This is a genomic window from Leptolyngbya sp. NK1-12, assembly GCF_032598965.1.
In the GTDB taxonomy this organism is placed as follows: Bacteria; Cyanobacteriota; Cyanobacteriia; order Elainellales; family Elainellaceae; genus Elainella.
Genome location: NZ_CP053586.1, coordinates 6,010,770 through 6,035,604, shown reverse-complemented (window position 1 = coordinate 6,035,604; position 24,835 = coordinate 6,010,770). Strand labels below are relative to the sequence as shown.

Genomic DNA, 24,835 nt, shown 5'->3' with positions numbered 1-24,835 from the left:
ATCTAAACTCGTCAGTCAATTTTCTAATCAAACTCAGTAGCCCATTCCGGATGCTGCCAATGCTCATATAACCGCAGGATTTGGTCAGGTAAGACGCGACCGAGAGAAAGTTCAGGCAGAGCATGCACTGAGAAAAAATCGACAGCATCAGTTTCGATGCTAGTTGCAGGTTCGCCTCCAATTAACTCACAGAGAAAAAACAGTTTATAGGCATGAAATTGGTGTGGTGGATGAGGATGCTTGTTGCGGTCATAGAGCGCGGCCAATTTGATCACGCGAGTTTGATAGCCAGATTCTTCGTATACTTCGCGGACAACCGCTTCGCTGGGTGGTTCTCCCACATCGACCCAACCGCCTGGTAGAGTCCACTTTTGGTCTTCTCGTTCTAGCACCAGCAGGACCTTGTCATTCTGAAATACAGCTCCACGAGCATCAACCTTGGGAGTCGCATAGCCCTGCTGCTGGGCAAACAAATCATAAATGGATTGGGGATCTGCATCGGTATATTCAGCCATCATTTCGCTGGCGATGGTCAAAATTTGCTTGAACCGCTCCACGTCGTAGGGATTCTCGGTAAAGGTGAGGCCGTTTTGGGCGATAGCTTGCAGCCGCTGTGCCCAGTAGAGCCACTGCAATCCAGCTTGAGTTTCGGGTGGTGTCATGGTGCTTTCCTGATCGAGGTTATAGAACACTATCAGAGCTGACATTCTACCGAACAACTGCCGTTCGCATCAGAGTTTTGATCGGAGCGCTCAATCGGCAAACAGATCGAAAACTTGGTTTCTCCGGGTTTAGAAGTGACGCGAATATCGCCATGATGCCGCTGCACAACAATCCGCCGCACAATATCTAAACCTAAACCGGAGCCATCACCTACGCCTTTAGTAGTAAAGAAGGGTTCAAAGATGCGCGATTGGATTTCTGGAGGAATTCCGGCAGCGTTGTCAGTAATGTCAACCAGAATTTTAGCGTTTAAGCGAGCAGTGTGAATCGAGATGGTTGGCGTATAGTTGGCATTGCCGTTCTGCTCTTGCTGTTGAGCTTCCTTCTTAAGGGCATAGACAGCATTGTCTAGGATATTAGTCCAAACTTGATTTAATTCGCTGCCATAAGCATTAATTTTCGGTAAATTAACAGCATAGTCACGGTTGACCGTAATTCCATATTTAAGTTTGTGATGCAGGATAGTCAGGGTATTCTCCAATCCTTCATGGATATCGATCTCCTGCAGTGGAGCCTGATCCATATAGGAATAGGATTTGATCGCTTTGACAAGCTGAGAAATTCGAGTTGTGCTTTGTTCAATTTCGTTGACCAAACCAGCTAAGGCAAGGGTTTCGCCCAGCCAGTTCAGCGCCTCGGTCAGGGCGGCTGGATCGAGATGGATCGCCAGGGCGTCTAAGCGAGCAGTATCGATACCACCGGACACTAACGTCGGAGCTAGCTTCCAGCCATTGGCAATATCATATTCACCAAGCCAGTTAGCCAGGGATTCTTCTCGGTCACTTTGGGTCAGGGGGTCTAAACGGGGTGCTTTGGCACTGTAGGTCAAGGCGTCTTGCTGCAAGTCTAGAATCAACTCGCGCTGCCCTTCAGGAAAAAGCTGATCGCAGAGCTTGAGTAAACGAGTTTGAATTGAGCCAATCGACTCCCGCAGGAGCTTGGCGGCTCGTTGTCCGGCGGCAGCGGGGTTGTTCAGCTCATGAGCTAAACCGGCAGAGAGTCTACCAAGTGCCGCCAGCTTTTCCTGTTGGCGGACTAGAATTTCAGCTTCACGGGACCGTCCGGCCATTGCCGATAAAATTACCGCTGCACCTTGGGAACATTCGGCAAGTGCCTGTTTAAAGGTCTCTGGATCGATCTCTAGAACCCGGGTAGGGCCAATGGCGCGAGCGGTTGCCGTGGCTGGTTTGCCGACAATCATGGAAATTTCGCCGGTAAATTCACCAGGGTCATGCAGCGCCAGAATTTGCTCTTCCATGCCTATGCGGCGGGTGATTTGCACCTGCCCTTCTAGCACAACATAAAACTGGTAGGACGGGTCGCCTTCCTGGAAAATAATCTGGCCTGGATTAAGCTGGAGTTCCTGTCCGTGAGCTTTTAGCCGATCGAGTTCCTCATCCGAAAGCTTGGGAAACAGTTCCGATTCCTGGGTGGTGGAATTCATAGGGGTTATACCAATTCTCAGTTTTGAGTTTTGCGTGACGAGTTTTGCGCGACGACGTTTAGCACCTTGTCAAAGCAATCAAAGCAACCTTCAAACTTTACTGAGATAGCGGTGAATAAACTGCACCGCAATAGAACCTTCGCCAACGCCCGAGGCAACTCGCTTAACGGAGCCATAGCGCACATCACCAGCCACAAAAATACCGGGAACGCTGGATTCGAGCAAAAACGGATCGCGGTCGAGGGTCCAGCCTTTGGGGCGCTGTCGGTCTCGCAGCAAATCCAACCCAGCCAGGATGAAGCCTTGCTGATCGCGCTCTACGATGCCGTTCAACCAGTCGGTTTGGGGCATCGCTCCAATGAAAATAAACAGGGACTTGGCGGGCAGCGTTTCGCGGCTGCCACTGCTGGAATCGGCCACGACAATCTTTTCTAAGCTAGTTTCACCATGCACTTCAACCACACTGCAATAGGGACGCACGGTAATGTTAGGCGTGGATTCGATTTGATCAATCAGGTATTGCGACATGCTCTTGGTGAGGGATTCGCCTCGCACCAGCATTGTGACGTGCTCTGCATATTTAGAAAAGTGCATGGCAGCCTGTCCAGCAGAGTTGGCTCCTCCCACGACGTAGACTTCTTCGCCTTTGCAGGCAATCGCTTCAGTCATAGCTGCGCCATAGTAGACGCCCGCACCATAAAGCCGATCCATGCCAGGCACAGCCAGTTTGCGGTAAGAGACGCCCGTGGCAATCAGCAGAGCATGACAGCTAATTTCGCTGCCGTCGGCCAAGCTAACAATCCGATAAGGATCTTCGATGCGAACGCCTTTGGCTTCCTGAGGAGTCAGGATTTCGACCCCAAATCGCCGCGCTTGGGCTACGGCTCGACGAGCCAAATCACCGCCGCTTAAGCCGCTGGGAAAGCCGAGGTAGTTTTCAATTCGGGAACTGGAGCCGGCCTGACCGCCAGGAGCTTCTCGCTCGATCATCACCGTACTCAACCCTTCGGACGCACCATATACAGCTGCTGCTAGCCCTGCTGGGCCGCCGCCCACAATCAGCAAATCATAGAAAGGGCGTTCGGCCTGGGTGCGCAGACCAATTTTTTCAGCAATTTGAACGTTACTCGGTTTAACTAATCGCTCACCGTCCGGAAACAGCACCAGCGGGAGCTGGGCTTTGCAATCCGCTTCGGCATAGGTGACCAGTTGTTTAGCTTCCTGAAGTTCAATGTCGAGCCACTGATAGGGAATTTGGTTGCGAGCCAGAAAATCCTTAACTTGGTGCGACTGGGGCGACCAGCGGTTGCCAACCACGCGGATACCGTCGAAGGGTGGACGAAATGAGGCCAGCCAATCATCGAGCAAATCATTGAGCACCGGGTAGAGTTTTTCCTCAGGCGGATCCCACGGTTTCAGCAAATAATACTGCAAGCGGGCAGAGTTGATGGCTCGAATGGCAGCATCGGTGTCAGCGTAGGCGGTGAGCAGTACCCGTTGAGCATTGGGAAACATGGGCATCGCCTGTTCTAGTAGCTCAATTCCGCTCATCTGCGGCATACGCTGGTCCACCAGAAACAGGGCAACCGATTCGTTCCGCAACTTTAGCTGCTGCAATACATCGAGCGCCGCCTGACCGGAATCAGCTCGAATAATCCGAAACCGATCACCATACTGTTGCCGTAAATCACGCGCGATTGCTTGCAGAACCTCTGGATCGTCATCAACGGTCAGAATTACAGGTCTTGCCATGAGGAAGGGCGGGGTGGAGAGATTTTGATGATCACTCCTTATGCTAGAGCTGATATTGCTTCACATCAACTAATCAAATGGCTAGTAATCAAATGGCTAGGTGGTTCTACAGCTGCCCAAGATTAACCTAGTTGCAGTTCTGTAAAAATAGTGTTACTTTTGTTTACATAAGTTTACAGAAAACGCAGTTGTTTTAAGGAAGGAATCATGAGAAGCGGTACAGTTACTGAAGAGCAAGGCCGGTTGAACAACTATGCAATCGAGCCAAAGATGTATGTGATGGAAGAACAACAAACCGGCTTCACGGCCTATGCAGAGAAGCTGAATGGCCGTTTGGCGATGCTGGGCTTTATTTCGCTGCTGGTACTAGAGGCTGTCACCGGACATGGGTTGATTGGGCTACTTTCAAGTTTGCAGTAGGCTGCTTTAGAGAAACTCAAAGAGGGTGAAAGGGAAAGTCAACGTTGAATCGCGTATCGGTTCACTAGCTGTTCAGGTACGGACTAGCGGGCCAAGCTCCGCTGTCGGCTTTACCTTTCCAACCCCGCATCTAAGCTGACAGTTTGATCAATAGCTTTTCAATATCTTTTTTTTAAAGCACGGGTAACTGTTGTTGCCCGCTTTTGTACTCGCAGTTTTTTTAGGCTACGTTCTTATAGCCGTTGCCACGACAGTTAGGACAGAGACATTGTTGTGGGCGCGAAGCGTGCCCACAGCGATTCCCTACCCCTTTTGGCAAACACTACAAATGCTTTTTATTACATACTCCCTAAAGTAATTACACCGTGTAGATTGGTACGCCCATCAGTTTCTCGAATAGGGCTACGTTTTGAGTTTCGACTGGGTCGTAAATGCCGTAAATTTTGGGCAATCTACCGGTGGCGATCAGAACGTTGCGGATTTCGATGTTGCTAAAGCTGTTTAGCTCTCGGTTAGTCAGCAGAGCCAGACAGGCAGCGATGCCAATTCCTTGGCCAACGGCGACATTGTATTCAACGATTCGGCCTGCGGTACTAGCCGCACCTTCAAATCCAGAGGCAGGGCCGAGCACGGCTAGGTTAGGGAAGGCTTTCAGCAGTGCATGACGCATTCCCACGTTAAACAGCGGCGATTTGAACTTAGCTTGAGGCGCACCCACCTCTACCACCCGTTCCTCTAGGCCGCGAATGCCGCCACGGGCATCAAAGGCATAGCCAAAGCTACCCAAGGCTTCGTAGTCGTAGACACCGCCCGCCATCATTTGAGCACCCGTTAAGGGCTGAACTGCACCGAGAATATTGCCCGCGTGGCGAATGTAGAGTTCCGAAGCAGGCTTGACGCTGGTCGCACCCAAGCTTTTGAACCACTGTGCGATGGCGCTCATCTCCTCCAGCATTTTGGGCGTGGGTTTGGCGTTGTTGCGGGCCAGGGCTTCGGCTTCAGCAGCGGTGACATAGAACAGTAACCCGTTCCACGACAGCCGATTCGTGCCCGGCAGGATGGCAACGTTGGGATTATCTAGGATTGAACCAGTGGCCACTAGATCCATCTTGGTGCCGCGATAGGAATGGTAGGCAATTGGTAATGCTTCACTGTAGACATCGACATAGTCCACGCCAATATCCATCCGCTTCAAGCGACCGTCATCGAAATACAACTCGCGGATAATTTTTGCCTTATAGGCGGGGTCAAATCCGGCAGCAATATCGAGCCAGCGCTGGGCTTCGCGGTCGTTGGGGTTGGTCAAGCGCTTCAGGTAGGTGTCTTCTGCAACCCGCAGTTGAGAGGTGCTCAAGCCTTCGGTTTCAAATACCAGCGTTACCGCCAGTTCCGATTCGGGTAACCCCAGCGTGCTATAGCCCGTGGACTTGCGCACACCCGCAGCTTGAGCCAACTCGGCATTTACCGTGCAGTCGATGAACTGTTTGCCCAGATATACCTCACCCCGCTTCAGTTTGATGCCGACAATGCGGGAGCCATCCATGATTAACGAATCCACATCCACACGGCTGAGGATATCTACGCCAGCTTCGCCCAGCATTTGCCGCAGTACAGTGTTAGCGCGGTCCGGATCGAGTGATACTTTGGCTACTCCAACCCGGCTAATGAACTCCCTGTACACGGCTGGCGGATCGCCAAAATCACCGAGCTGGAACTGCTGCCGAGTACCATAGGGAATGCTACTGCGATCCAGATAGGCCAAGCGCCCCCGCACCAAATGCCCACCGATCCCGTCTTGAGCACTGGCCTTGAGCATCAGTAAGCTGCGGGGAAACCGATTGGTGCGGCGACGGTATTCGCGGGCGGCAGTCACAATTGCCAAAATTCCAGGCACTTCATCGCCAAAGCAGATGAAATCATAGGAGCGAGTGGGGGATTGGGTCATAGGGGATACTGGGGATCGCAGCTCATCAGTAACATCATTCCCTAAATGACTGAATCCGGAGAAAAAACGTTCAGATTTTTAGAAGGGCGATCATTGGACCGGTTGGTAGGATGGTAGCATTCCCAGATTGGGAGGATGACATGACCCAAACCCTAAAAATGACCTTTGAGGAATACCTCAACCTGGAACCCGGTAGCCTACCAGCAGGGCGATTTGAATATGTCGATGGAGCGTTACAAGAGTTGCCACCAGAATCAGAACCGAATGATTTTGTTGCAAACTATCTGATGTTTGTGATGGCTAGCGATGGTGTGATTCCACTGCGGTTAATTCGTCCTCATACCTGTGAAGTCGAAGTGCCGGTGTTGCAGGAAGATGATCCACGAACCCGTATTCCTAATCTGGTGATCTTGCGTTCCGAACATTTGGCTCTGACTCGTCGCCGCCTCACCATCACACGAGAGATGCCGCCACCCTTGCTGATTGCCGAAGTGGTGAGTCCTGGCAGTGCTAACGAACAACGCGATTATCTGCGCAAACGTCAGCAGTATGAGGAACTGGGTGTGTTGGAATATTGGTTAATTAATCCACAACAGCAAACTGTCACCGTGCTAACACTTCAGAATGGCGTGTATCAAGAAGTTGGTCAGTTCCGAGGGAAGGATGCGATTCGGTCAGCCACTTTTCCCAATCTGAGCCTCACCGCCGAACAAATGCTGAGCGCTGGAGAGTAGCGCACTCCAGTAAATCGGAACCTGCCAAGCCAGTGGCCGCAATAGTGACCGATTAACAAAGCCCATTAACAAAATAGTGAGGTTATGATGGTGACGTTTTTAGCCTCGTGGATCACTTCGCAAGCTTGAGCGGATCGAGGTTCCGGGCACTGGATAACGTGATAGGAAAGCGGTGAAGATATGGGCTGGACAGATTTATTCATGCTGGCAATTGGGTTTGGAGCCGGAGCGTTTCTGCAAAAGCGGAGTATGGTCAAGCACGGTAGCCGGTTGCCGGTTGAGGAGAGGGCTGAACTAGCAGCATCGCAGCCAGTTGAGGCCCCTGACCCTGTTGATACTCCTGTCGATACTTTAGATCTACAAACGCTGCAAACCCAACTGCAAAAAACGCAGGCCGCCTACCGGATGGCGCAACAGTCGGAGCGGTTTAAGGCCGGTTTTTTGGCCCGTACCTCCCACGAATTGCGCTCACCCCTCAATAGCGTCATGAGTTTGCAGCAATTAATTTTGTCGGACCTGTGTGAAGATCCTGCCGAGGAGCGCGAGTTTATTGCCCAAGCCTATGCTGCCGCGCAAAAAATGCTGGGTTTGCTGGATAAATTGATCAGCGTTTCTAAAGCCGGGTATGGCACTGAACAGCTTCAGATCCAGCCAGTTTGTCTAGAAGATATGTTCATGGAAATGGAAAGTTTGACGCTGATGCAGGCCCAGAATCGCAATCAACGGCTCAAAATCGAGTACCCGGATGCTGACCTGTGGGTGCTGGCAGATCCGCGCTGGTTCAAGCAAGTCTTGGTCAGTCTGGTAGATACACCCATTGGCCTGATGCAGGAAGGGGAAATTCACGTCATGTCAAGGCTAGTGCCAGAGGTGCAGGAAGTGCGGATTCAGGTTGCCGATCAGCGTCCGGACTCTTTTTGGAGCGAACCGATCGATTGGCTGCAAACCTTAATGAACAAAGGCAAGCTTGACTTAACTTCAAGCCCAACGCCAAGCCTAAGTGATGTCGATTTATCTACAACTGACTTAGATGGCGTTCCCTCAGCGGCGTTTTCTCTTTTGGTAAATCAAACCGTGCTGGAGCTGATGGGTGGGCGTTTAGAAGTGGTGGCGATTCCGTCAGAGGTCAATCTGGTGACGCGGCTTGAATGCGTGGTGCCTTGGGCCAAGGCAAAGAGTGAATCCCAAAAAATACAGGACAGTTGATAAGCCTGTCCTGTAGGTATAAGTTGAGTCAGTAATGAATGGTGTTAGTTTAGATAGCCATTTGAGCTGATTCCACAAAATCAACCAGGTGGCTCAGCAGAAATTAGCCAAGCACAAAATTCGTTGATTTAACATTGGCGACTGCCACGTTACTGAGGGTGATGATGGGCTGGAAGGTTGTACCACTGCCATTACCATCGGCATCGACTTTAATAACCGTATCGGCTCCGACCTGCTCTAGCTGAATGAATTGCTTAAAGCGAGCTGTCAGGCTAGCACCGGCAAATTGAGTTTGGCCGAATAGCCCTCGCAGATCGAGCAGATCCTCAGCCGCGTTGAAATCAGTGAACCGATCCACCCCTTCGGCTAGGCTGCTGTAGACAAGCGTATCCTTACCGCTGCCCCCCGTAATTTGATCATCACCTGCACCACCGACTAACACATCGTTGCCAGCATCGCCGATCAGCCGATCATTACCGCTGTCCCCCCTGACGAAATCGTCTCCTTTGCCTGCTCTCACTGTGTCATTACCCGCACCAGCTCGAATCCGGTCATTGCCACCTTTAGCATTGACGCGATCGTTACCACTTCTAGCATTGAGCACATCTCTAAAATTAGTTCCAGTCAGTCTGTCAACTTTGTTTGTGCCAGCACGGGTGATGCCAGGCTTACCGAGTTTAAAGTTGATCGGAGCAGGAACGGCAGCAAATGTCAGGACTTGATCTGCTGTGCCTGGAAGCCCAGGAGTTGGATTAATTGGAGTTGGGCCGCCAGGAGTTGGACTAATAGGAGTTGGACTAATAGGAGCGGGAGTACCACCCGGGTCAGGTGTACCGCCGCCTGGATTGCCGCCACCCGGATTACCGCCACCAGGGTTGCCACCGCTACCCGGATTACCACCGCCTGGATTACCGCCACCCGGATTACCGCCACCACCCGGATCGCCACCGCCTCCCGAATTTGGAGCTTCAACCATCCAATCTTCAGAGGCACCAAAGACTAGCGCATTGCCCGCACCGTCTGTAATGCCGGAGTTGGCCTCACTCAAGGACAAGACATAGGTACCAACTGCACTGGTGAGGTTGTTCAAGCCGCTCAAGGTCCAGGTTTGATTGTCCTGAGTGTTCAGGTTAGCAGCAGATAGGTCAATCAGATTACCATCTAGGGTCAATTGGAGATCGGCAATATCAAACCCCTGGACCACTTCATCAAATTGAATAGTGATGCTATCGACGCCAGTTGTGCGTGGATCAGGAGAAACATCAATGATATCGACGGTAGGAGCCGTGATGTCACCATTGCTAGAGGTTGTAAAATTCCAGGCATCAGTCCCGCTAAGACCTGCAAACGGATTACCAACCCGATCGGTGAAGGCAGCTTGATCGATCTCGACGTAGTATTCGGTGCTGGTTGCTAGAAGATTGCTAAATCTGAGCACAAGCTTCTTGCCGTTATCCTCTAGAGAAACTGAACTGGCGTCAAACAATTCAACGGTTGAGCCATCTGACTTTTTCTTAACGACAATATTGCCAGTTCCTGGAAGCACTGTTTCACTGAAGGTCAGGACCAGTTCACTGTTGATGACGACATCTGTGGCATCATCTGTAGGGCTGAGAGCGGCGGTAGGTGCTTGGTTGTCAGGCGTTGCAAATGTCCACTCAGTATTTCCGGAAATACCTGCGAAATCATTACCATCCAAATCTTTGAAGGCACCAAAGTCAACTTCAACGTAGTAGAATACGTTCTCTTCTAGATCGTTGGCTGGGTTGATTGTTGCTGTAAACGTATTATTATTGATTGTGACCAAGTTAGAGGTTACATCAATTTCCTCAGCAACTGTGCCATCTTCTTTCTTGATATAAATTTTGCCGGTACCTTTTTGGATCGCTTCATCAAAGGTGATGACCAAATTTTTGCCCACCGGCACATTGAAGGTATCTGTATCCGGATTGAGTTCGATGATCGTCGGCCCTGATTGATCTGGTGCAACGGTTGAAAAACTCCAGGTGCTTGCACCCGTGATGCCAGCGAAGGCATTTCCAGCTAGGTCAGTGATGGCAGTTGCATCGATCTCAACATAGTAGGTGTTGCCTTTGGGCAGAAAACCAACTGGATCAATCTTCACCGTTTTATCGGTAATGGTGACGGCGTTACTAGTAATGTCAATCGTTTCGATAACGTTGCCGTTGCTGTCTTTGATTACAATATTACCGCTGCCCTTCTTGACGGCTTCATTGAACTCAATCTCTAAGTTTTCGGTTGGCTCAACATCGGTGCCGTTGGTGTCGGGTGTGTAGAGCACAACGGTCGGTGCGGTGACATCAGGTGGGGGTGCAGTAGTGAATACAGCAATGGCATGGTCTACAGAGCCAACAGCATAAATGTGCTTGCCATCGGCACTAACGGTAATACCGCGTGCCCCATCTAGACCATCAATACCATCTTCACCATCCTTTAAAAGTTGCTCAAAGGTGAGTTTGCCTGTCGTGGAATTGCGAGAGTATACGACAATTGCATCACTATCAGTACTAGTGACATAGACATAGTTGCCATCCGGACTCAGGGTGACCCTAGCGGCTCCATCTAACGTAGCTGTGTCCTTCAAAGACTCCACAAAAGTCAGTTCACCCGTGCTGGAATTGCGTGAAAAAACAACGATTGCATCGCTGTTGCCACCTGCCGTCACATAAACATGTTGTCCATCGGAACTAATTGCCACTCCGGTTGGACTGCCCATGTTTGTGATGTTGTTATTGCTACTCCTCAACGTCCGAACAAAGGTAAGTTTCCCATCGTTGCTGTTGCGTGAGAAGATTGCAAGAGCATTACTAGTAGTGACATACACATGGTTGCCATCGGGACTTAGCACCAGCCTCGAAGGATTGTCAAAATTAGTGATGCCGTTGGTATTGTTCTTTAATGCTTCAACCAGAGTCAGCTTGCCGTCGCTGCTACGTGAGAAGACAGTAATCGTGTCGCTACTGCCACCCGATACAGCATAGACAAAGTTGCCATCGGAACTGACTGCAACACCCGATACAGCAGTTAGGTTTGTACTATCAACAATTGTCTCAACGAAGGTAAGTCTGCCGGTTTGGGCATTGCGTGAGAAAACTGAAATTGCATTATCATCAGTACCTGCAACATAAACAGTTGTACCATCTGGACTCATCGCTAAGCCAGATGCGCCGTTTAGTCTATTCCCCGCACCTGCTGTGGTATCCTTCAATGTTTCAACAAAGGTGAGGTTACCTGTCTGTGTATCCCGCGCGAAGACAGTAACTGCATCATCGTTACCGCCTCCCGTAGCGTAGACAAATTTACCATCCGGACTGAGCAGTACAGCATTCGCAGTATTCAAACCATCGACGGGTGCAGTACCATCTTTGAGGAATTCAACAAACGTGAGGTGATTCTGTGGCATATTCGGTAGACTGATCCTAAACGACTGTGGCCTGACTCGTGGTGTAAAAACTGGCACCCTGTTGTTGCTCTCAGACGAACCAACTGCATGGAGCAAAACGACCATGACGCTGTGCCGCCTTTCTGACAAACAAAGGAATCAGCCGAGGGTTCATAGAAAGTGCGGATGCTAAGCCCACACCACTACCTTAAACTAGGCCGGGCTAGTAAAGAACGCCTTCAGTAACTTCTGTGATTTCTTTTACTGACAGTTAGGGTTTAACCCCAAAAATCCGAAAATCTTCGGATCAGCAACTTGAGCAAACTCAAAAACTAAACGAATCAGAGTAAAGGTAAGCAGTTGACACAGTCTAATAATTGCAATATGACCATTTTTAGTGACTGTTTATAGATGATTATAGACACAATCAGAAAATATAGTGCTTACCAGAAGAGATAGGACATTATTGTGGGCTGCTTCGCGCACCCACAATAATATCTCTGTCCTAACTGTCTTGGCGACAGCTATACTTGGTTCCGCCCTAAACGCTTCAGCAGTTTGCAAACTATGGACAGGCTCAAACCCCGCGGCCTACTGCACCTCCAATGACCGCAATCGATTGATCACGGCGGCCAGTTCTAACGGTCGAAACATCGCCAAGTCTCCCTGAGGGTAAGGCGTCAATTGATCGAGTCCTGCCGCAAGGGTTGCCATCAATGCCTCAATCAGCTCCGCTAGGGAGCGTTGTCCATCCAGTTCGTAGGTTTGCAAATAGGTAATCGCGGCTCCAATCGAACGCAACTGTCCCACTTCCACCAATTGCTCCACTGCCGTTAAATCCACTACTTCCGAACCAAACACCAGCTCATCCACATCCCTTACCTTCAAGCGCGGCCCCCGTCTCGATTCCGACGCTCCCCCATCTTCCCTCGTTCGGCGAGGCTCACGAGCCGCATCTTCCCCATATTCTCTATCTCCCTGACTTCCCCATCTGCGTCGCTGTCGAGGCGAATCCAGCCGCTTCGCCAGGGGAATCCGAGCTGTCAATGCCCCAAATGCTGTACCTCCTTCTGCAAGCCGCTCGGTACGGTAAGTTTGGGCAATCACTTTAGCTTGTTCAGTCACATCACTGGGAACAAATTCAGTCATGGCAATCACCGTATCGGCCACATCAAAATAATCTCCACTACCGCCCATCACCAATACCGTGGAGACACCGTAGTCTTGATAAAGCTGGCGAATTTTGTCTACAAAGGGCGTGATTGGTTCCTGCTCCTTAGCGATCAATGCCTGCATGCGGCGGTCGCGGATCATAAAGTTAGTCGCAGACGTATCTTCGTCGATCAGCAGTACCTTTGCCCCGATTTCTAGGGCTTCCATGATGTTGGCGGCTTGGGACGTGCTGCCGCTAGCATTTTGGCTAGAGAAATGGCTAGTAGAACGACCTTGAGGCAAGTGATTAATAAAGGGAGAAATATCTACACCAATAATACTGCGACCATCTTCAGCCCGAATTTTGACAGCAGTAGCCTCCGTCACGATCTGTTCGCGGCCATCATCAGGAATATGATTGTAAACACCAAGGCTAATCGCCTCTAGTAAAGTAGATTTGCCATGATAGCCGCCACCGACAATTAGCGTTACGCCAGATGGAATGCCCATGCCGCTGATCTTGCCCTGATTAGGGCGCTCGAATTCCACCCGCAGCGAAGCTGGTGACATAAATGGCACCACGGATTCCCTTAACGGCAACTCATCCACCCCACTGGAGCGCGGCAAAATCGCTCCATCTGGAATAAAGGCTACCAAGCCCTGCCCAGCCAACTGTTGCCGCAGCCAATCAGCATCTTCTACGGTTTCTACATGCTGCTGGATTGCCTTAGCATCGAGGGCTTTGTAGAGCAGCGCTTGATCCACAATCGCTGGTAAATCGTCGCAAAGGAGTTCGGCGGCCTGTCGGCCTAGAATTGTGCGCCCTCGAGCCGGTAAGCCTACCGTAAACCGCACTTCAAGCTGCTGATCGTCAATCCAGACGGCGGTGCGCTCCAGAACCTGCTGCGTTGGACGAGCAATGGCAATCAGGCCGCTATTGCCGCTGCCGCGTTTGGCTGCCATCTGAGCCGCCACGTGACCAAACTGACGATTGAGATAATCCCGCAAAGCAATTTCCCGACTGCGCGTTTGATAGAGCGCCCGCGGAAACCCGGCGGTTGCTTGTGGAATCTGGATGCGCATGCGACTGGGAGCTGCGAATGGATCACCCTGCACATGGTCCACCATTAGCCAAAAATCGCGGAAACGGTAGCGTCCCTCGATCGCTTTGTAAGCCTTGTAGCTTCGTTGATCGAGATGCAGCAGATCTTGATAGAGCGCTTGAGCCGTTGTCATTGCTTTGCCTACATCACTCTTAATGAACTTTAGAGGATGAAGACCAAAATGGCTACTAGCGGTGCTCTAGGGATCGTCAACCGATCGCATCCTACTTGGCTGCTTTCACGGGTCTTGTCTCAGGTTCGGTTTCAGATTCTGTTTCAGGTTCCTGGCTCTCAGGCTCTGCTACTGTCGCTTCGGTTAATGGTTCCTCAGCCACAGCTGCATTATCCAACTCCTCGGCAGTTGCTCCAGCTTCGACATCCTCCTCTATGTCATCTAGAGCTGCTTCAACCCCATCTGCTTCAGCCGGATTCACCGCGGCTTCATCTGTCTCAGCCACAGCCGCATCTGTTGCCGCATCTATTTCAGTTTCATCTACCGCAGCCGTATCTGTCTCAACTGCTGCCATCTCGACTGCCTCTATCTCCGTCTCGTCTGTCTCAGCTTCATCTGGCTCAGCCACAGCCACAGCCGCATCAGCTTCAGTTTCAACCGAACGCTCGGCTAAATCGTCGTCTGCATCGTCACTGCCTTCAGCCACAGCCATTTCTTCCGCCACCTCTTCGTCTGCTGAATCGTCTGCTGAATCGTCTAAATCGTCTTCTAGACTGCCGCTGCCACTATCGATCAGATCTGTTTCTGCCAGTGATTCTTCTGCCAAATCGTCGTCTAGTTCGTCGAGAATTTCTTCGATTGCATCATCAGCTTCATTATCAACTTCATCAACTTCGTCAACCTCAACTGCTATACTCGCTTCTGGCTCATCTTCTTCTGGTTCAACTTCTGGCTCAACTGCTTCCGATGCTTGCTCAGCAGTCAAACTATGTCCTTCTTTTGGCTCTGCTAAATCTGATCCACTTTCAACCGGATTATCTTCGCTTTCGTCTTCAGCTTCACTGATTTGCAGGTCTGAAACATCTCCCCCATCTCCCTCAACCAGCGGAGGAGACATAACAGGCCGAGAATCGACGAGGGAAGCGTCAACTGAGGGAAGCTGCTGCTTCAGCATTAGCTGCCGAATTATGCCCCCATCCAAATTCTGCTTGCCCATTTGCTGAGATAGTTCTACAATCCTGCGGCCCAATTCTTCCCCAACCTGAACTGCTGCCGTCAAACTAGCGAAAGGCTGTTGGGCGAGGCGTTTCACTGCATGGTCCAGCTCTTTACTGCCGCTGCGAGTCGAAGGATTCATCCCGCTGGCAGCAATTATTTTTTTTGCGTTCTTGCTAATTGACTGTTCAATCAGCTTGCGATTGATCGAAGTGGAACTCATGGAAACACCTCTTGCTGCGGATTTTTTCCTAGCCTACAGCACCCACTTTCGATTCCTCTGCTGTCTCAAACACATTGTTTGTCAGGTTTTGATGAACTAAAGCACTGCTCCCCTCCTCTCTTTTCTGCCATATCCGCAGCCGTAGAGCTGTACTTTCTTACTTTGAGAGACTGGGCAAATATGGTTTCCATAGAATTGGGGGTGGGGAAGAACGATCTATTGCTGATGAGGCACAGGTGCCAAAATCCTCCTCTAGAAAGGCGACATCAGTCGCTAGTTGGGCAGCAAAGGGACGCAGCAAATGCATGAGTTTGGCTTCAGAGATTGCCCTATCCTCGAAGTAGTATGTATTTTTTGAGGTATGGCTCCACGCAGTTTGCCAGCGGGGCAATTCAGAGATTGCGGTAGTAGCAATGGCAGCTCCTGCTGCTAAGGCAGAAAATTGCAAGCATCGGCAGCAGAACCAGTGGAGTTCTCTGGAGAATGGAACTGTGTTTTTAGGTGCCGCAAGTTGTAGATGCGCTGTCTGTAATAGGCGAATAGATTTGCCAAATAAAGGTGAACGTGCCATGCTTCCTCCTGTTGGGATAGATAGCTGGAGGGGTGGGACGCACCGAAGCGAGCAGAACAGTAAATGTCATGCAACGCTCGGTGCCTACGGTAGGAAGACTCTCCGGTACTCTCATCCTATGTATCTCATCGCATATATCTCATCGCATATAGCGAGACCACCGCTGCTCAAGCCAAGCGCAAACTTCCTGTTCGGTGTAGAAGACCATCGACTGTCCGCTAGCTGGATCGTGAACACGCCAACAGGTCTGACCCGTGCGATCCCGACACTCTCTAATGTGAGGTTGATGGGGAGACGCGAATAGCCAACTGAGGACTTCCGCAACATAGTTCCATGTTCTTCCTAGTAGCATTAGCGGTGCAAATTGGGTTTGGGATGGCCTGGGTAAGTCTTTTGATTGTCCTGAGGAAGCAGATTGATTTAATGCATTCGCTTGAGTGCTATTGCTATAACGTGTCATGGTGAATCTCCTTTGCAGTTGAGAGTGTTTGATTGACTTACTTGGTAGACTGGCGGGATTGCAAAAACTGTTGCCTTTGGCTAGGAGGCAATGAACAATATTCGCCATAGAAATTGCTAAATTGCCAGAATTTTTTTAGCATCATCCAGGTATAATCTCGGACATCGAGATAACAGGATTCTTGAACATTAAATTTGGTAGTTAGTCGAATCATTGTTACCTCCTATGGAAAATATTTCTGTTTGCATTGATGAAAAGCTAGAGAGAATCCTCAGACATTTGCTCCGCTATCCAAGCTTCGAATCGTTCGTGGAGCAATCGTTGCCGCATCGGGATATCCAATTGGGCAGGGAGCAATTGTTCCAGTCTGACAATTAGAATCCAGTTGTCAATTGGGGTGGGTAGCCAGAGCTGACCAGGTTGGCTAATGCTCAGCAGATGGGTTAAGGCTGGGTGCATGGTACCCAACTCAATCGGACCGACTATCCCATTGAGTTGAGCTTCTGGCCCTTGGGAATATTCACGAGCTACGTCAGCAAACGATTGTTCGTTTTCCTGAATTCGGAAATAGAGTTCTTCGGCTATCTCTGCATCCTGAACTTGAATCAGAGAATAGATAGCAGAATCCAATTCAGGTTTGCGTTTGAGAAAATAGGACTCTAGGGTATGGTTCCACTGTTGATGCTTAAATTTTTCGATCTTGAGCAATCGCGGAATGAAACTTGTTTCCAAAAACTCCTGAGTCATGCTGTGATACTTGAGCCAAACTTGTTGCTTGCTCTCCTCAAGCATCTGATTTTGTTCATAGAATTGCTGCCGAGCGATTGCTAGTTCCTCTTCTGTACAGTAAATCTCTGCAATTGCCTGGTCGATAATACTCTCGCGCCGTAATTGGGGCATCATCTGGTAATTGATCAGTCGTAGCAGAATCTCTTGCTCCTGAAGCATGCAATTGCTCACTTGTAGAGCTGTAGTCATCACAGCCTCTCCTTTTAGCCGGAACAGGTAGTTGAGTCAGGGTGAAACTGGTTAAGAACCATGCAGAACACAGTTCCTAACCAGTGGAAAGAGCGATTAGCTCATGTTCAGGGTGTAGTTGCTAGTAGTACCCGCAACATTCTGCACCTGGAGATAGTAGGTTCCTGCCATCAAGTTACGGCCAATGCCCTCAAGCCCATTCAGATTTGTGGACCGAGCCACGATCTCACCGGGATCTACCTGGCGATTACCGTTACCATCCCGAATCAGGATCAAATCAACATTGTTAAAGAAACTGCCACTAGCTCTGGCTGTGAGGTTGACAAAGCGAGTTGACGTGACGTTGAAACGGTAAGTGTCAATCATATTGGTTTGTCTTACCGTCCCCGTAAAGCTGCGGGGACTGGTTAGATTTCCTACGTTTGTCTCAGCAGGTAGGAGGGGGCTAGGAGCAGGGGCATTACCGACAGCAGCGGAGGTTGCTACTCGCAAATCGTATCCGGTATTGGCACTGCCAACCGGAACCACTTCAGCGATATAGCTGCCCGGACCAGCATTAACTAGTGAGGACGATATGTTGATCGACTCGTCGTTATTGCTACCGAACGTGGAGGAAGCCAGTAACCGATCATTGCTGTCAATTACGGGTTACCTGAATAAAACTAACGCTAGCGTTTTATGTCCGATTGCACCAATCGGGCTTCTCTATAATGACAACTGGATACCGCTGCCCGCAGCAGAACGCCGTATTTGCCATAAAGGTTCTGCTGTTGGGCAAACGGTAGCTCTCTAGGTCCGCTCGCTAAACACCTCAACTTGCGATAGCGCTCCTTGAATACGGCGGGCTACAATGGCGGCTGCCAATCGTCCTGTTTGCGCTGCACCATTCATATAGCCAGCCTCACCCACAAAGCCCTGATCCTGGTGCCATGCCCGTTGCTGAAAACCGGCAAACAGCTTTTCGTTGGTGCCAAGGTTCACTTCCCGGATAAAGCGTCTCAAGGTATCGGGCAGATCAACCTGGAGATCAACATGGCGCAAGGCGGTAAAGGGTAAGGCGAGAATCACGTAATCTGCCTCAACTCGCAGCCCCGTACTAAAGGTGAGGCGGAAGCCATCTCCCTGCGATTGTAGAGCAGATAGGGGAAGTCCTGTCCGAATTTGACCACGCAGGGCATTGGTCAAGCTTTCAATTAACTTGCCGCTACCGCCCTTGACGTAGTATGTTTCGTCGCTGCCAATGGGTGAAACGCGATCGTCATCCACCAGGGTGACAGAGTATAGGAGTTGCAAGGCAGACGACTCTTTGGCTTCTACCCCATATTCGGTGCGCACGGCATTTTCTGCTAATCGCCGTACTACCGGAGCCGGAATTTTATCGCGGTGCTGATCCAGATAATCGGCAACGGAGAGTTGATCGAACTGCGGCGCGTAGGTGTCAAAATCCTCATGTTGGCGTGTGGCATATCGGTTGTGTGGGAGTGATCAGCTATGCTCACTTGGGAATGAGCCAGTCGAACCAGATGAATAAATTTACGAAACAACGGTGAACGTGCCATAACATTTTCTGTGTTAAGTATTAGTGATCTATTGGTAAAACATTGACTAAACATTAGTCAACTGTCAGTCAATAGATGACCAGCAACTGGTCAAACATTGGCCAAACATTGGTCAACTATTGGTCAAGTGAAAGTTGATATCTTGGCAGCCTCTTGTGGTATCTACGTCCCAGTGCGGCTGAATCGCCCTTACTCTAGGGTTTGGAGAAATACGATTGGTTGTCTTCGTTGCCTGTCTTTTTCACCATATCCAGAGCGCCAGGATTTGTCATTACAGGAAAACTGGGGAATTCTAGCACCCTAACTTTGGGAAAATTGGGGAAAATTGGGGGTGAGCATGGGAGAGTAGCCTCACAGACAAAACCTGGCTGGGCGTTGCTGAATGAGAAATGCTTGATTTGGAGTTGCATTTCCTCCCGGCCCCTACATCCCCTAATGTTGGGGGACTTTGAGTCGTTCTAGCCCCCAGAATATAGCCTTGTCGGGCATCCCAGAAAGGGGAGCGGGGGCAAAATCATCCTAAATTCAGCAATGCCCCTGGCTGCATTACGCATAGTGATATTTGCAGGCAACGATAATAATGTCTGTATCCGTCACTTTGTAGATCAGACGGTGCTCATCAGTGATGCGTCGTGACCAGTAGCCACTGTACTCATGTTTTAAGGCTTCTGGTTTACCTAAACCTGAAAAGGGTGAACGGTCAATCTCTTTAATCAGCGTAATAATTTTTTGGTAAACCTTTTTGTCTAGCGTTGCCCATGCATTGAAGTCCTCAAATGCAGAGGTTTCAAAGCTAATTCGCCGACTCATTCAAACTCCTCAAGGTTGACCTCAACCAGGTTTGTGCCGTTCTCAGCATTTTCTATTGCCCGCAGCAGCCGGTTTCGGTTCGTCTCTGATTTCGAGAGGTATGCAGTTTCGTCAACCTCATAGACGACAATTTCGATTTCCTTATCTTGAAACAGGGTTTTAAGCGCCTCCAAAAAGCGCTGATCAAGATCCCTGGCATTCAGACGATAGGAGGATTGCATAGCCTTCAAACTACAGTGTGATTGCCTTCATTATAGTCAGTCTGTAATCCATTCACGAAACTCCACAATCAGAGTTTCACCAATAGCTAATGCGGCCCATTGCTGGGTAGCTGCCTGTAAACGCAGTCTCACCCGCTCCACATCTTGATAGGTGAGAAATTGGGGAACAGTAACCTGGCGTTGCTGGCAGGTGATTTGCAAAATCTCCCAGAAATTCTCGCTGGGTTGAAACCCATTCCACATTTCGGCTTGAAAGCATTCCACCAATGATTCTGCTTGCAATGCCTCGGTTAAGTCAGGCAGATTGAAGTCTGCTGCATCCCACGGGGGAGCCGCGTTGGGAAACCCGACACCGAGCGCCAGAATTCCCCAAAATCCTTGCCGTAAATTCAGCGACTCTTCCACGACATAATGAACCAGATCATGCGGTAGAATCCCCTGCTTCGGCATCGGACAACGGGTAGAGGTGCCATCATCACGAATGCATTCCAGCCAATCCTGCTTTCCAGAATGTTTAGTAAATCGAATTTGCATCGCTTCACCTCAGTGTTGATACAGCCTTTTTCAGGCTAGTGAAGTACGAAAAACAGGGTGCAGGGGCAGTGCCCCTGCGTGGAGGCGAAACCCCCACACCTCCAATACCTCACATGAGTGAAAAACACTGTAAATAAGTAACCTGATTAAACGGTAGATGCAGTGCAGGCATCTTGCCCGCACCAGCATCTCGCTGGCACTACGGATCTTCAAATTGATTATGTTGAGCTACAAGGCTCTAAACCAAACTAAAGTCGGCAGCAGAGAAGTTCGCCAGATTGTTGATGCCGTTTTGCTCTGCCTGGTTCGTTAGATTTGCCAAAATGGTAAATTTGCCGCCGCCAGCTAGATCTTCAGAGTAGACCAAGCGGTTGATCCCTTGGGTCAGATTGTGATAGATAAAGACTCCTGCTTTTGCTGTGATGTTTGGGTTATCGGCAATGGCTTGGGCAGCAGAACCAGCATTGGCGAAGGGGTCGAGCAACACAATCGCAGCAATCAGACGATTCGGTTTTGGAATGTTCAGACTGGAGACTGTTGGAAAACGATCAGAACCACTCGTCCCTACGAAGGGATGAATATTATTGGAGTAACTGGATTAACCGAGGCGCAAAGAGCCACACTCAAGGCATTAGGCGCAGTAGAAACCGCCGCTGATTATGCCTGCAAGGCATAGTTAAACTGTCAGGCCATCACCCGATTACGCTAGTTATGCCCTCTTCGCCTAGACTAGACACAGGCCATCACAGTTCGCCAACCGCTCATTAATCGTTCATCACAAGTTTTTCCCATGCCTGTTCGGCTCAAATTTCGCCCCTTTGTCTGGCTAGGACTATGCCTTACAGTGGTTCTAGCGTTGATTACTTTTGCTGCTAAGACTCCATCAACGGCAGCCACTCCAGAAACAGCGATTCCAGCAACCGCCGCTCCAACCGCCGCTCCAGTGTCGATGACGCAGGGGGTGAAGAAAACAGTCTTGCAGAATGGCCTCACAGTACTGACTAAGGAAGTTCATACGGCTCCAGTGGTGAGCGTACAGGTTTGGTATCGGGTTGGCTCGCGCAACGAAGCGCCTGAGCAAAACGGCATTTCCCATCAATTAGAACATTTGCTGTTCAAAGGCACAGTGGATCGTCCGCTTCAGTTTGGTCGGTTTTTTAATGCGTTGGGCAGCCAATCCAATGCCTTTACTGGCTACGACGAAACCGCCTACTTTGGCACGGTAGAAAGTAACAAGCTCGAAGCTCTGCTCGTTCTGGAAGCCGACCGCATGCTCAATTCTGTCATCGGCTCTGAGCAGCTTGATAGCGAGCGGCAGGTGGTGATCTCAGAACTCCAGGGCTACGAAAACAGTCCCGACTATCGGCTGACCCGAGCTGTGATGGCCGCTGCGTTTCCACATCATCCCTATGGCCAGATGCCGGGTGGCACCAAGGCCGTTGTGGAGCAGTTCACCCCAGAGCAGGTACAGCGCTACTATCGCACCTACTACCGACCCGATAATGCCATTCTGGTGATTACGGGAGATTTCGTCACCGCATCGGTTTTGCAAACAGTGCAGGAGCTATTTGGGCACCTAGCGCCTCCTCAAGCAGCGGCTTCCTTAGATGCCGATTCTGCCAGTTCTGCCAGTTCTGCCAGTTCTGCGCAGCAGCGGTCTCAGCAGTCGTCTGCCCCAACCGCTCCAATTCGGCTGCAAGAGGCTGGCAGTGTCGCGTTATTGGAAGCCGTTTATCCCTTGCCGAATCTGAATCATCCAGATGTACCCGCGATTAATTTGATGGATTACATCCTGACCGCTGGGCGCAATTCGCGGCTCTATCAGGTGTTAGTCGAGTCGGGATTGGCTAGCTCGGTATCGGCCTATCCAGAAACGCTGCTGGAGTTGGGCTGGTACACTATTTTGGCAGTAGCAGCTCCGGAACAGGATCTGGCTCAACTCGATCGGGTGTTGCAGCAAGCGGTGGCTGACATTCGACAAAACCCGGTTACAGAAGAGGAATTGCAGCGGGCAAAAGCCCTGCTCAAAACGGCAATTGTGCTCAACAATCAGGACATTACCAGTCAGGCCAGTCAGTTGGCCTATGACCAAACCGTGGCAGATGACTATCGCTACAGCGATCGCTATCTGGCTGCGCTTGAGCAAGTGACGGTGGTTGATATTCAGCGCGTGGCCCAAACCTACCTCGATCCGAGCCAGCGCACTCTGGGTTTATTTGAACCAACCGCTACTGCGGGGCAGGCAAATCTAGCAACCGCTGACCGTTCAGAGCCAACTATCGAAAGCTTTAGCCCCAGTCAGCCTGTAGATCCGGCAGAAGTAGCTCGTTATTTACCACCGATTCCGCCTTCCACCACTACCTCCCAAGCGTTGCCGACTCAGTTCAAATTAGATAATGGACTGCAAGTGCTGCTGCTGCCCGATCCTAGTACGCCAATGGTCAACCTGAGCGGCTGGATTGGAGCTGGCGGCAGTGGGTTTGACCCCGAAGCCAAAGCCGGATTAGCGAGTCTGACGGCAGACAACTTGATGAATGGCACCCAACGCCAAACTGCCTTGAGTTTGGCCCAAACCTTAGAAGATGTGGGTGCGGAACTCAGCTTTGGCGCGTACCAGGAGGGCGTTAGTTTTTCTGGCTATGCTTTGAATCACCATCTGCCGACGCTGGTGCAAACCCTGGCTGAGGTGCTGCAACAGGCGACCTTTCCGGCTGACCAACTCGAACTGAGCCGCCAGCGGGCATTAACCAGCCTCAAGGCTGAGCTGGATGACCCCAGCAGTTTGGGTTGGCGGATATTTCAGCAGGCGATTTACCCCAGCGGCCATCCCTTCCATGCCTTTTCCACCGAAACGAGTTTGAAGCAAATCACCCAGGCCGATCTGGTGCAGTTTTATCGAACCTACTACCATCCGGGTGCTACCTCGCTGGTGCTGGTGGGTGACTTGAATCCAGAACAGGTACGCTCGCTGCTGACCCAGCAGTTGGGTCGCTGGCTGCCAGCCCAAACCACCAAGCTGGATGTGCCATCGGTACCATTGCCGCCTTCTACCGTTCGCCTCAGCCGCTCGATTCCGGGCAAAACTGAAGCTGTCACCTATTTGGGCTATCAGGGCATTTCCCGCACCGACCCACGCTTTTATCCCGCCCTGGTGCTGAACCAAATTTTGGGCGGAGAGACCCTATCCAGCCGTTTGGGTCTAGAAATCCGTGACCGACAAGGCTTGACCTACGGCATCTACAGTTTTTTTGACACCGGCATCAACCCAGGACCATTTGCAATCGAAATGCAGACAGCGCCTGAGGATGTGGATCGCGCCATCGAAAGTACCGTAGCATTACTGCGGCAACTGCGTCAGCAAGGCATCACCGCTGCCGAATTAGAGACAGCCAAACGCTCACTCACCAGTAGCTATGCGGTCGATTTAGCCAACCCCAGCAGCTTAGCTTCCGCCATTTTGGGCAATCAAATCTATGGCTTGAGTCCAGAAGAACTGCGCCAGTTTCCGCAAAAAATCAAGGCTGTTACCCTAGAGCAGGTACAGCAAACCATTGAGGATTTGATCCATCCAGACCAGCTAGTTATTGTCACAACAGGTCCTGGCAACTAAACGGAAATCAGCAGCGTAAAATTAAGGGAACTATCGCTTGAAGCACGAGGGAGTATGTTGCCATCCGAACTCAAGCATCTGCCTAGCAGCGAGGAACTGCCCTGCTCTGACGATACGCCTGTGGATAATGAGGATCAGAATCTTTTGCCCAATGTGCTGTTGTTTTTGCTGAATACCATCTGGGCTGAGCGGATGGATTGGTACTTTGGCGTAGATATGGCCGTATATCACCCTACAGGTGAAAATCCCCGGATCCCGGTCGTGCCCGACGCATTTCTGAGCATTGGTGTCGAACGCAAGAAGGGAGGTAAGTCGCGCCGCAGCTACGTAGTGTGGGAAGAGAAGGGAGTGGTGCCTATACTGACGCTGGAGATAGTGTCGCACCAGCCCGGTAGCGAGTATGGCGAGAAGATGGGGATTTATCAAAAGCTGGGAGTATTGTACTATCTGGTGTACAATCCAGAATTTTGGCAACGAGATAGACATCGGCCATTTGAAGTATACAAGCTGGTGAATGGCCAATATCAGTTAGAGAGCGGAGAGCCGTACTGGATGCCAGAGGTTGGCCTGGGAATCGGGCGTTGTCAGACCGTATTTGGCAATTTGCCACAGGAGCAGTTAGCGTGGTTTGATCAGAACGGCAATCGCTACTTGAGTGAAGCAGAAGCCGAGCGACAACAAAAAGAACGCCTTGCGGCGCGACTGCGGGCATTGGGTGAAGATCCCGATCAACTGCTCTAAGATTGGACAATTCTTGCAGAAGGTGTTGCAGGAAAAAACACTTTGGACTTTGCAACAGCTTCCTAGCAATGACTTTTT

The 24,835-nt window shown here is 50.5% G+C and carries 21 protein-coding genes and 1 pseudogene; 5 read left to right on the top strand and 17 right to left on the bottom strand.

What is annotated here, in order from left to right:
• Positions 1-23 precede the first annotated feature (23 nt).
• The 3 genes from HJG54_RS25895 to HJG54_RS25885 all read right to left on the bottom strand — a co-directional run bounded on the left by HJG54_RS25895 (position 24) and on the right by HJG54_RS25885 (position 3,919).
• Entirely contained in the window at positions 24-662 is a 639-nt protein-coding gene (locus HJG54_RS25895) for an NUDIX hydrolase (protein ID WP_316432108.1), read from the bottom strand.
• A gap of 32 nt (positions 663-694) precedes the next feature.
• A complete protein-coding gene (locus HJG54_RS25890; RefSeq protein WP_316432107.1) occupies positions 695-2,167 on the bottom strand; it encodes a sensor histidine kinase in 1,473 nt (490 codons plus the stop codon).
• Between the two features lie 90 nt (positions 2,168-2,257).
• Positions 2,258-3,919 (bottom strand): FAD-dependent oxidoreductase, encoded by a 1,662-nt coding sequence (locus HJG54_RS25885; RefSeq protein WP_316432106.1) that lies wholly within the window; start codon positions 3,917-3,919, stop codon positions 2,258-2,260.
• Between the two features lie 207 nt (positions 3,920-4,126).
• Here HJG54_RS25885 and HJG54_RS25880 point away from each other — a divergent pair, with 207 nt between their 5' ends.
• Positions 4,127-4,339 carry a chlorophyll a/b-binding protein gene (locus tag HJG54_RS25880; RefSeq protein WP_316432105.1) on the top strand — a complete coding sequence of 71 codons (213 nt, stop codon included), beginning with the start codon at positions 4,127-4,129 and terminating at the stop codon, positions 4,337-4,339.
• A 358-nt stretch (positions 4,340-4,697) separates the two neighbouring features.
• On the opposite strand, the gene HJG54_RS25875 is transcribed toward HJG54_RS25880, so the two are convergent.
• Positions 4,698-6,284, bottom strand: coding sequence for an FAD-dependent oxidoreductase (locus HJG54_RS25875; protein WP_316432104.1), 1,587 nt, complete (start codon positions 6,282-6,284; stop codon positions 4,698-4,700).
• Positions 6,285-6,394: 110 nt separating this feature from the next.
• Here HJG54_RS25875 and HJG54_RS25870 point away from each other — a divergent pair, with 110 nt between their 5' ends.
• Both HJG54_RS25870 and HJG54_RS25865 read left to right on the top strand, forming a co-directional pair.
• Entirely contained in the window at positions 6,395-7,018 is a 624-nt protein-coding gene (locus HJG54_RS25870; RefSeq protein ID WP_316432103.1) for a Uma2 family endonuclease, read from the top strand.
• 180 nt (positions 7,019-7,198) lie between these two features.
• The gene (locus HJG54_RS25865) at positions 7,199-8,224 is read left to right on the top strand and encodes a sensor histidine kinase (RefSeq protein WP_316432102.1); all 1,026 of its coding nucleotides are present in this window, start codon (positions 7,199-7,201) and stop codon (positions 8,222-8,224) included.
• A gap of 103 nt (positions 8,225-8,327) precedes the next feature.
• Here the strand turns inward: HJG54_RS25865 and HJG54_RS25860 are convergent, their stop codons facing one another.
• The 13 genes and pseudogenes from HJG54_RS25860 to HJG54_RS25800 form a co-directional block, all read right to left on the bottom strand.
• A complete protein-coding gene (locus HJG54_RS25860) occupies positions 8,328-11,648 on the bottom strand; it encodes an Ig-like domain-containing protein (protein WP_316432101.1) in 3,321 nt (1,106 codons plus the stop codon).
• 570 nt (positions 11,649-12,218) lie between these two features.
• Positions 12,219-14,015 carry an ABC-ATPase domain-containing protein gene (locus HJG54_RS25855; RefSeq protein WP_316432100.1) on the bottom strand — a complete coding sequence of 599 codons (1,797 nt, stop codon included), beginning with the start codon at positions 14,013-14,015 and terminating at the stop codon, positions 12,219-12,221.
• 91 nt (positions 14,016-14,106) lie between these two features.
• A complete protein-coding gene (locus HJG54_RS25850) occupies positions 14,107-15,273 on the bottom strand; it encodes a hypothetical protein (RefSeq protein WP_316432099.1) in 1,167 nt (388 codons plus the stop codon).
• 497 nt (positions 15,274-15,770) lie between these two features.
• Positions 15,771-15,914 carry a hypothetical protein gene (locus HJG54_RS25845; protein ID WP_316432098.1) on the bottom strand — a complete coding sequence of 48 codons (144 nt, stop codon included), beginning with the start codon at positions 15,912-15,914 and terminating at the stop codon, positions 15,771-15,773.
• A gap of 69 nt (positions 15,915-15,983) precedes the next feature.
• The gene (locus HJG54_RS25840) at positions 15,984-16,304 is read right to left on the bottom strand and encodes a hypothetical protein (RefSeq protein ID WP_316432097.1); all 321 of its coding nucleotides are present in this window, start codon (positions 16,302-16,304) and stop codon (positions 15,984-15,986) included.
• 37 nt (positions 16,305-16,341) lie between these two features.
• Positions 16,342-16,518, bottom strand: coding sequence for a hypothetical protein (locus HJG54_RS25835; RefSeq protein WP_316432096.1), 177 nt, complete (start codon positions 16,516-16,518; stop codon positions 16,342-16,344).
• Between the two features lie 44 nt (positions 16,519-16,562).
• Positions 16,563-17,282, bottom strand: coding sequence for a peptidylprolyl isomerase (locus tag HJG54_RS25830; protein WP_316432095.1), 720 nt, complete (start codon positions 17,280-17,282; stop codon positions 16,563-16,565).
• Between the two features lie 96 nt (positions 17,283-17,378).
• Positions 17,379-17,810 (bottom strand): pre-peptidase C-terminal domain-containing protein, encoded by a 432-nt coding sequence (locus HJG54_RS25825; protein ID WP_316432094.1) that lies wholly within the window; start codon positions 17,808-17,810, stop codon positions 17,379-17,381.
• A gap of 261 nt (positions 17,811-18,071) precedes the next feature.
• Positions 18,072-18,698: pseudogene (locus HJG54_RS25820) on the bottom strand (flavin monoamine oxidase family protein); the annotation flags it as partial.
• Between the two features lie 689 nt (positions 18,699-19,387).
• Positions 19,388-19,651 carry a Txe/YoeB family addiction module toxin gene (locus HJG54_RS25815; RefSeq protein WP_316432093.1) on the bottom strand — a complete coding sequence of 88 codons (264 nt, stop codon included), beginning with the start codon at positions 19,649-19,651 and terminating at the stop codon, positions 19,388-19,390.
• Positions 19,648-19,872 carry a hypothetical protein gene (locus tag HJG54_RS25810; RefSeq protein ID WP_316432092.1) on the bottom strand — a complete coding sequence of 75 codons (225 nt, stop codon included), beginning with the start codon at positions 19,870-19,872 and terminating at the stop codon, positions 19,648-19,650. The genes HJG54_RS25815 and HJG54_RS25810 overlap by 4 nt, the downstream gene beginning before the upstream one ends.
• Positions 19,873-19,908: 36 nt before the next feature.
• Complete coding sequence (locus HJG54_RS25805) at positions 19,909-20,406, bottom strand: hypothetical protein (RefSeq protein WP_316432091.1); 498 nt, start codon at positions 20,404-20,406, stop codon at positions 19,909-19,911.
• A 238-nt stretch (positions 20,407-20,644) separates the two neighbouring features.
• Positions 20,645-20,893 carry a hypothetical protein gene (locus tag HJG54_RS25800; protein WP_316432090.1) on the bottom strand — a complete coding sequence of 83 codons (249 nt, stop codon included), beginning with the start codon at positions 20,891-20,893 and terminating at the stop codon, positions 20,645-20,647.
• A gap of 303 nt (positions 20,894-21,196) precedes the next feature.
• On the opposite strand from HJG54_RS25800, the gene HJG54_RS25795 reads away from it, so the two are divergent.
• Positions 21,197-24,016 (top strand): M16 family metallopeptidase, encoded by a 2,820-nt coding sequence (locus HJG54_RS25795; RefSeq protein WP_316432089.1) that lies wholly within the window; start codon positions 21,197-21,199, stop codon positions 24,014-24,016.
• Positions 24,017-24,070: 54 nt separating this feature from the next.
• Positions 24,071-24,757, top strand: coding sequence for a Uma2 family endonuclease (locus tag HJG54_RS25790; protein ID WP_316432088.1), 687 nt, complete (start codon positions 24,071-24,073; stop codon positions 24,755-24,757).
• Positions 24,758-24,835 lie beyond the last annotated feature (78 nt).

Coding starts and splice junctions, on each gene's coding strand:
- HJG54_RS25895 (WP_316432108.1), bottom strand. CDS start 662: ATGACACCACCCGAAACTCAAGCTGGATTGCAGTGGCTCTACTGGGCA.
- HJG54_RS25890 (WP_316432107.1), bottom strand. CDS start 2,167: ATGAATTCCACCACCCAGGAATCGGAACTGTTTCCCAAGCTTTCGGAT.
- HJG54_RS25885 (WP_316432106.1), bottom strand. CDS start 3,919: ATGGCAAGACCTGTAATTCTGACCGTTGATGACGATCCAGAGGTTCTG.
- HJG54_RS25880 (WP_316432105.1), top strand. CDS start 4,127: ATGAGAAGCGGTACAGTTACTGAAGAGCAAGGCCGGTTGAACAACTAT.
- HJG54_RS25875 (WP_316432104.1), bottom strand. CDS start 6,284: ATGACCCAATCCCCCACTCGCTCCTATGATTTCATCTGCTTTGGCGAT.
- HJG54_RS25870 (WP_316432103.1), top strand. CDS start 6,395: ATGGTAGCATTCCCAGATTGGGAGGATGACATGACCCAAACCCTAAAA.
- HJG54_RS25865 (WP_316432102.1), top strand. CDS start 7,199: ATGGGCTGGACAGATTTATTCATGCTGGCAATTGGGTTTGGAGCCGGA.
- HJG54_RS25860 (WP_316432101.1), bottom strand. CDS start 11,648: ATGCCACAGAATCACCTCACGTTTGTTGAATTCCTCAAAGATGGTACT.
- HJG54_RS25855 (WP_316432100.1), bottom strand. CDS start 14,015: ATGACAACGGCTCAAGCGCTCTATCAAGATCTGCTGCATCTCGATCAA.
- HJG54_RS25850 (WP_316432099.1), bottom strand. CDS start 15,273: ATGAGTTCCACTTCGATCAATCGCAAGCTGATTGAACAGTCAATTAGC.
- HJG54_RS25845 (WP_316432098.1), bottom strand. CDS start 15,914: ATGACATTTACTGTTCTGCTCGCTTCGGTGCGTCCCACCCCTCCAGCT.
- HJG54_RS25840 (WP_316432097.1), bottom strand. CDS start 16,304: ATGACACGTTATAGCAATAGCACTCAAGCGAATGCATTAAATCAATCT.
- HJG54_RS25835 (WP_316432096.1), bottom strand. CDS start 16,518: ATGATTCGACTAACTACCAAATTTAATGTTCAAGAATCCTGTTATCTC.
- HJG54_RS25830 (WP_316432095.1), bottom strand. CDS start 17,282: ATGACTACAGCTCTACAAGTGAGCAATTGCATGCTTCAGGAGCAAGAG.
- HJG54_RS25815 (WP_316432093.1), bottom strand. CDS start 19,651: ATGAGTCGGCGAATTAGCTTTGAAACCTCTGCATTTGAGGACTTCAAT.
- HJG54_RS25810 (WP_316432092.1), bottom strand. CDS start 19,872: ATGCAATCCTCCTATCGTCTGAATGCCAGGGATCTTGATCAGCGCTTT.
- HJG54_RS25805 (WP_316432091.1), bottom strand. CDS start 20,406: ATGCAAATTCGATTTACTAAACATTCTGGAAAGCAGGATTGGCTGGAA.
- HJG54_RS25795 (WP_316432089.1), top strand. CDS start 21,197: ATGCCTGTTCGGCTCAAATTTCGCCCCTTTGTCTGGCTAGGACTATGC.
- HJG54_RS25790 (WP_316432088.1), top strand. CDS start 24,071: ATGTTGCCATCCGAACTCAAGCATCTGCCTAGCAGCGAGGAACTGCCC.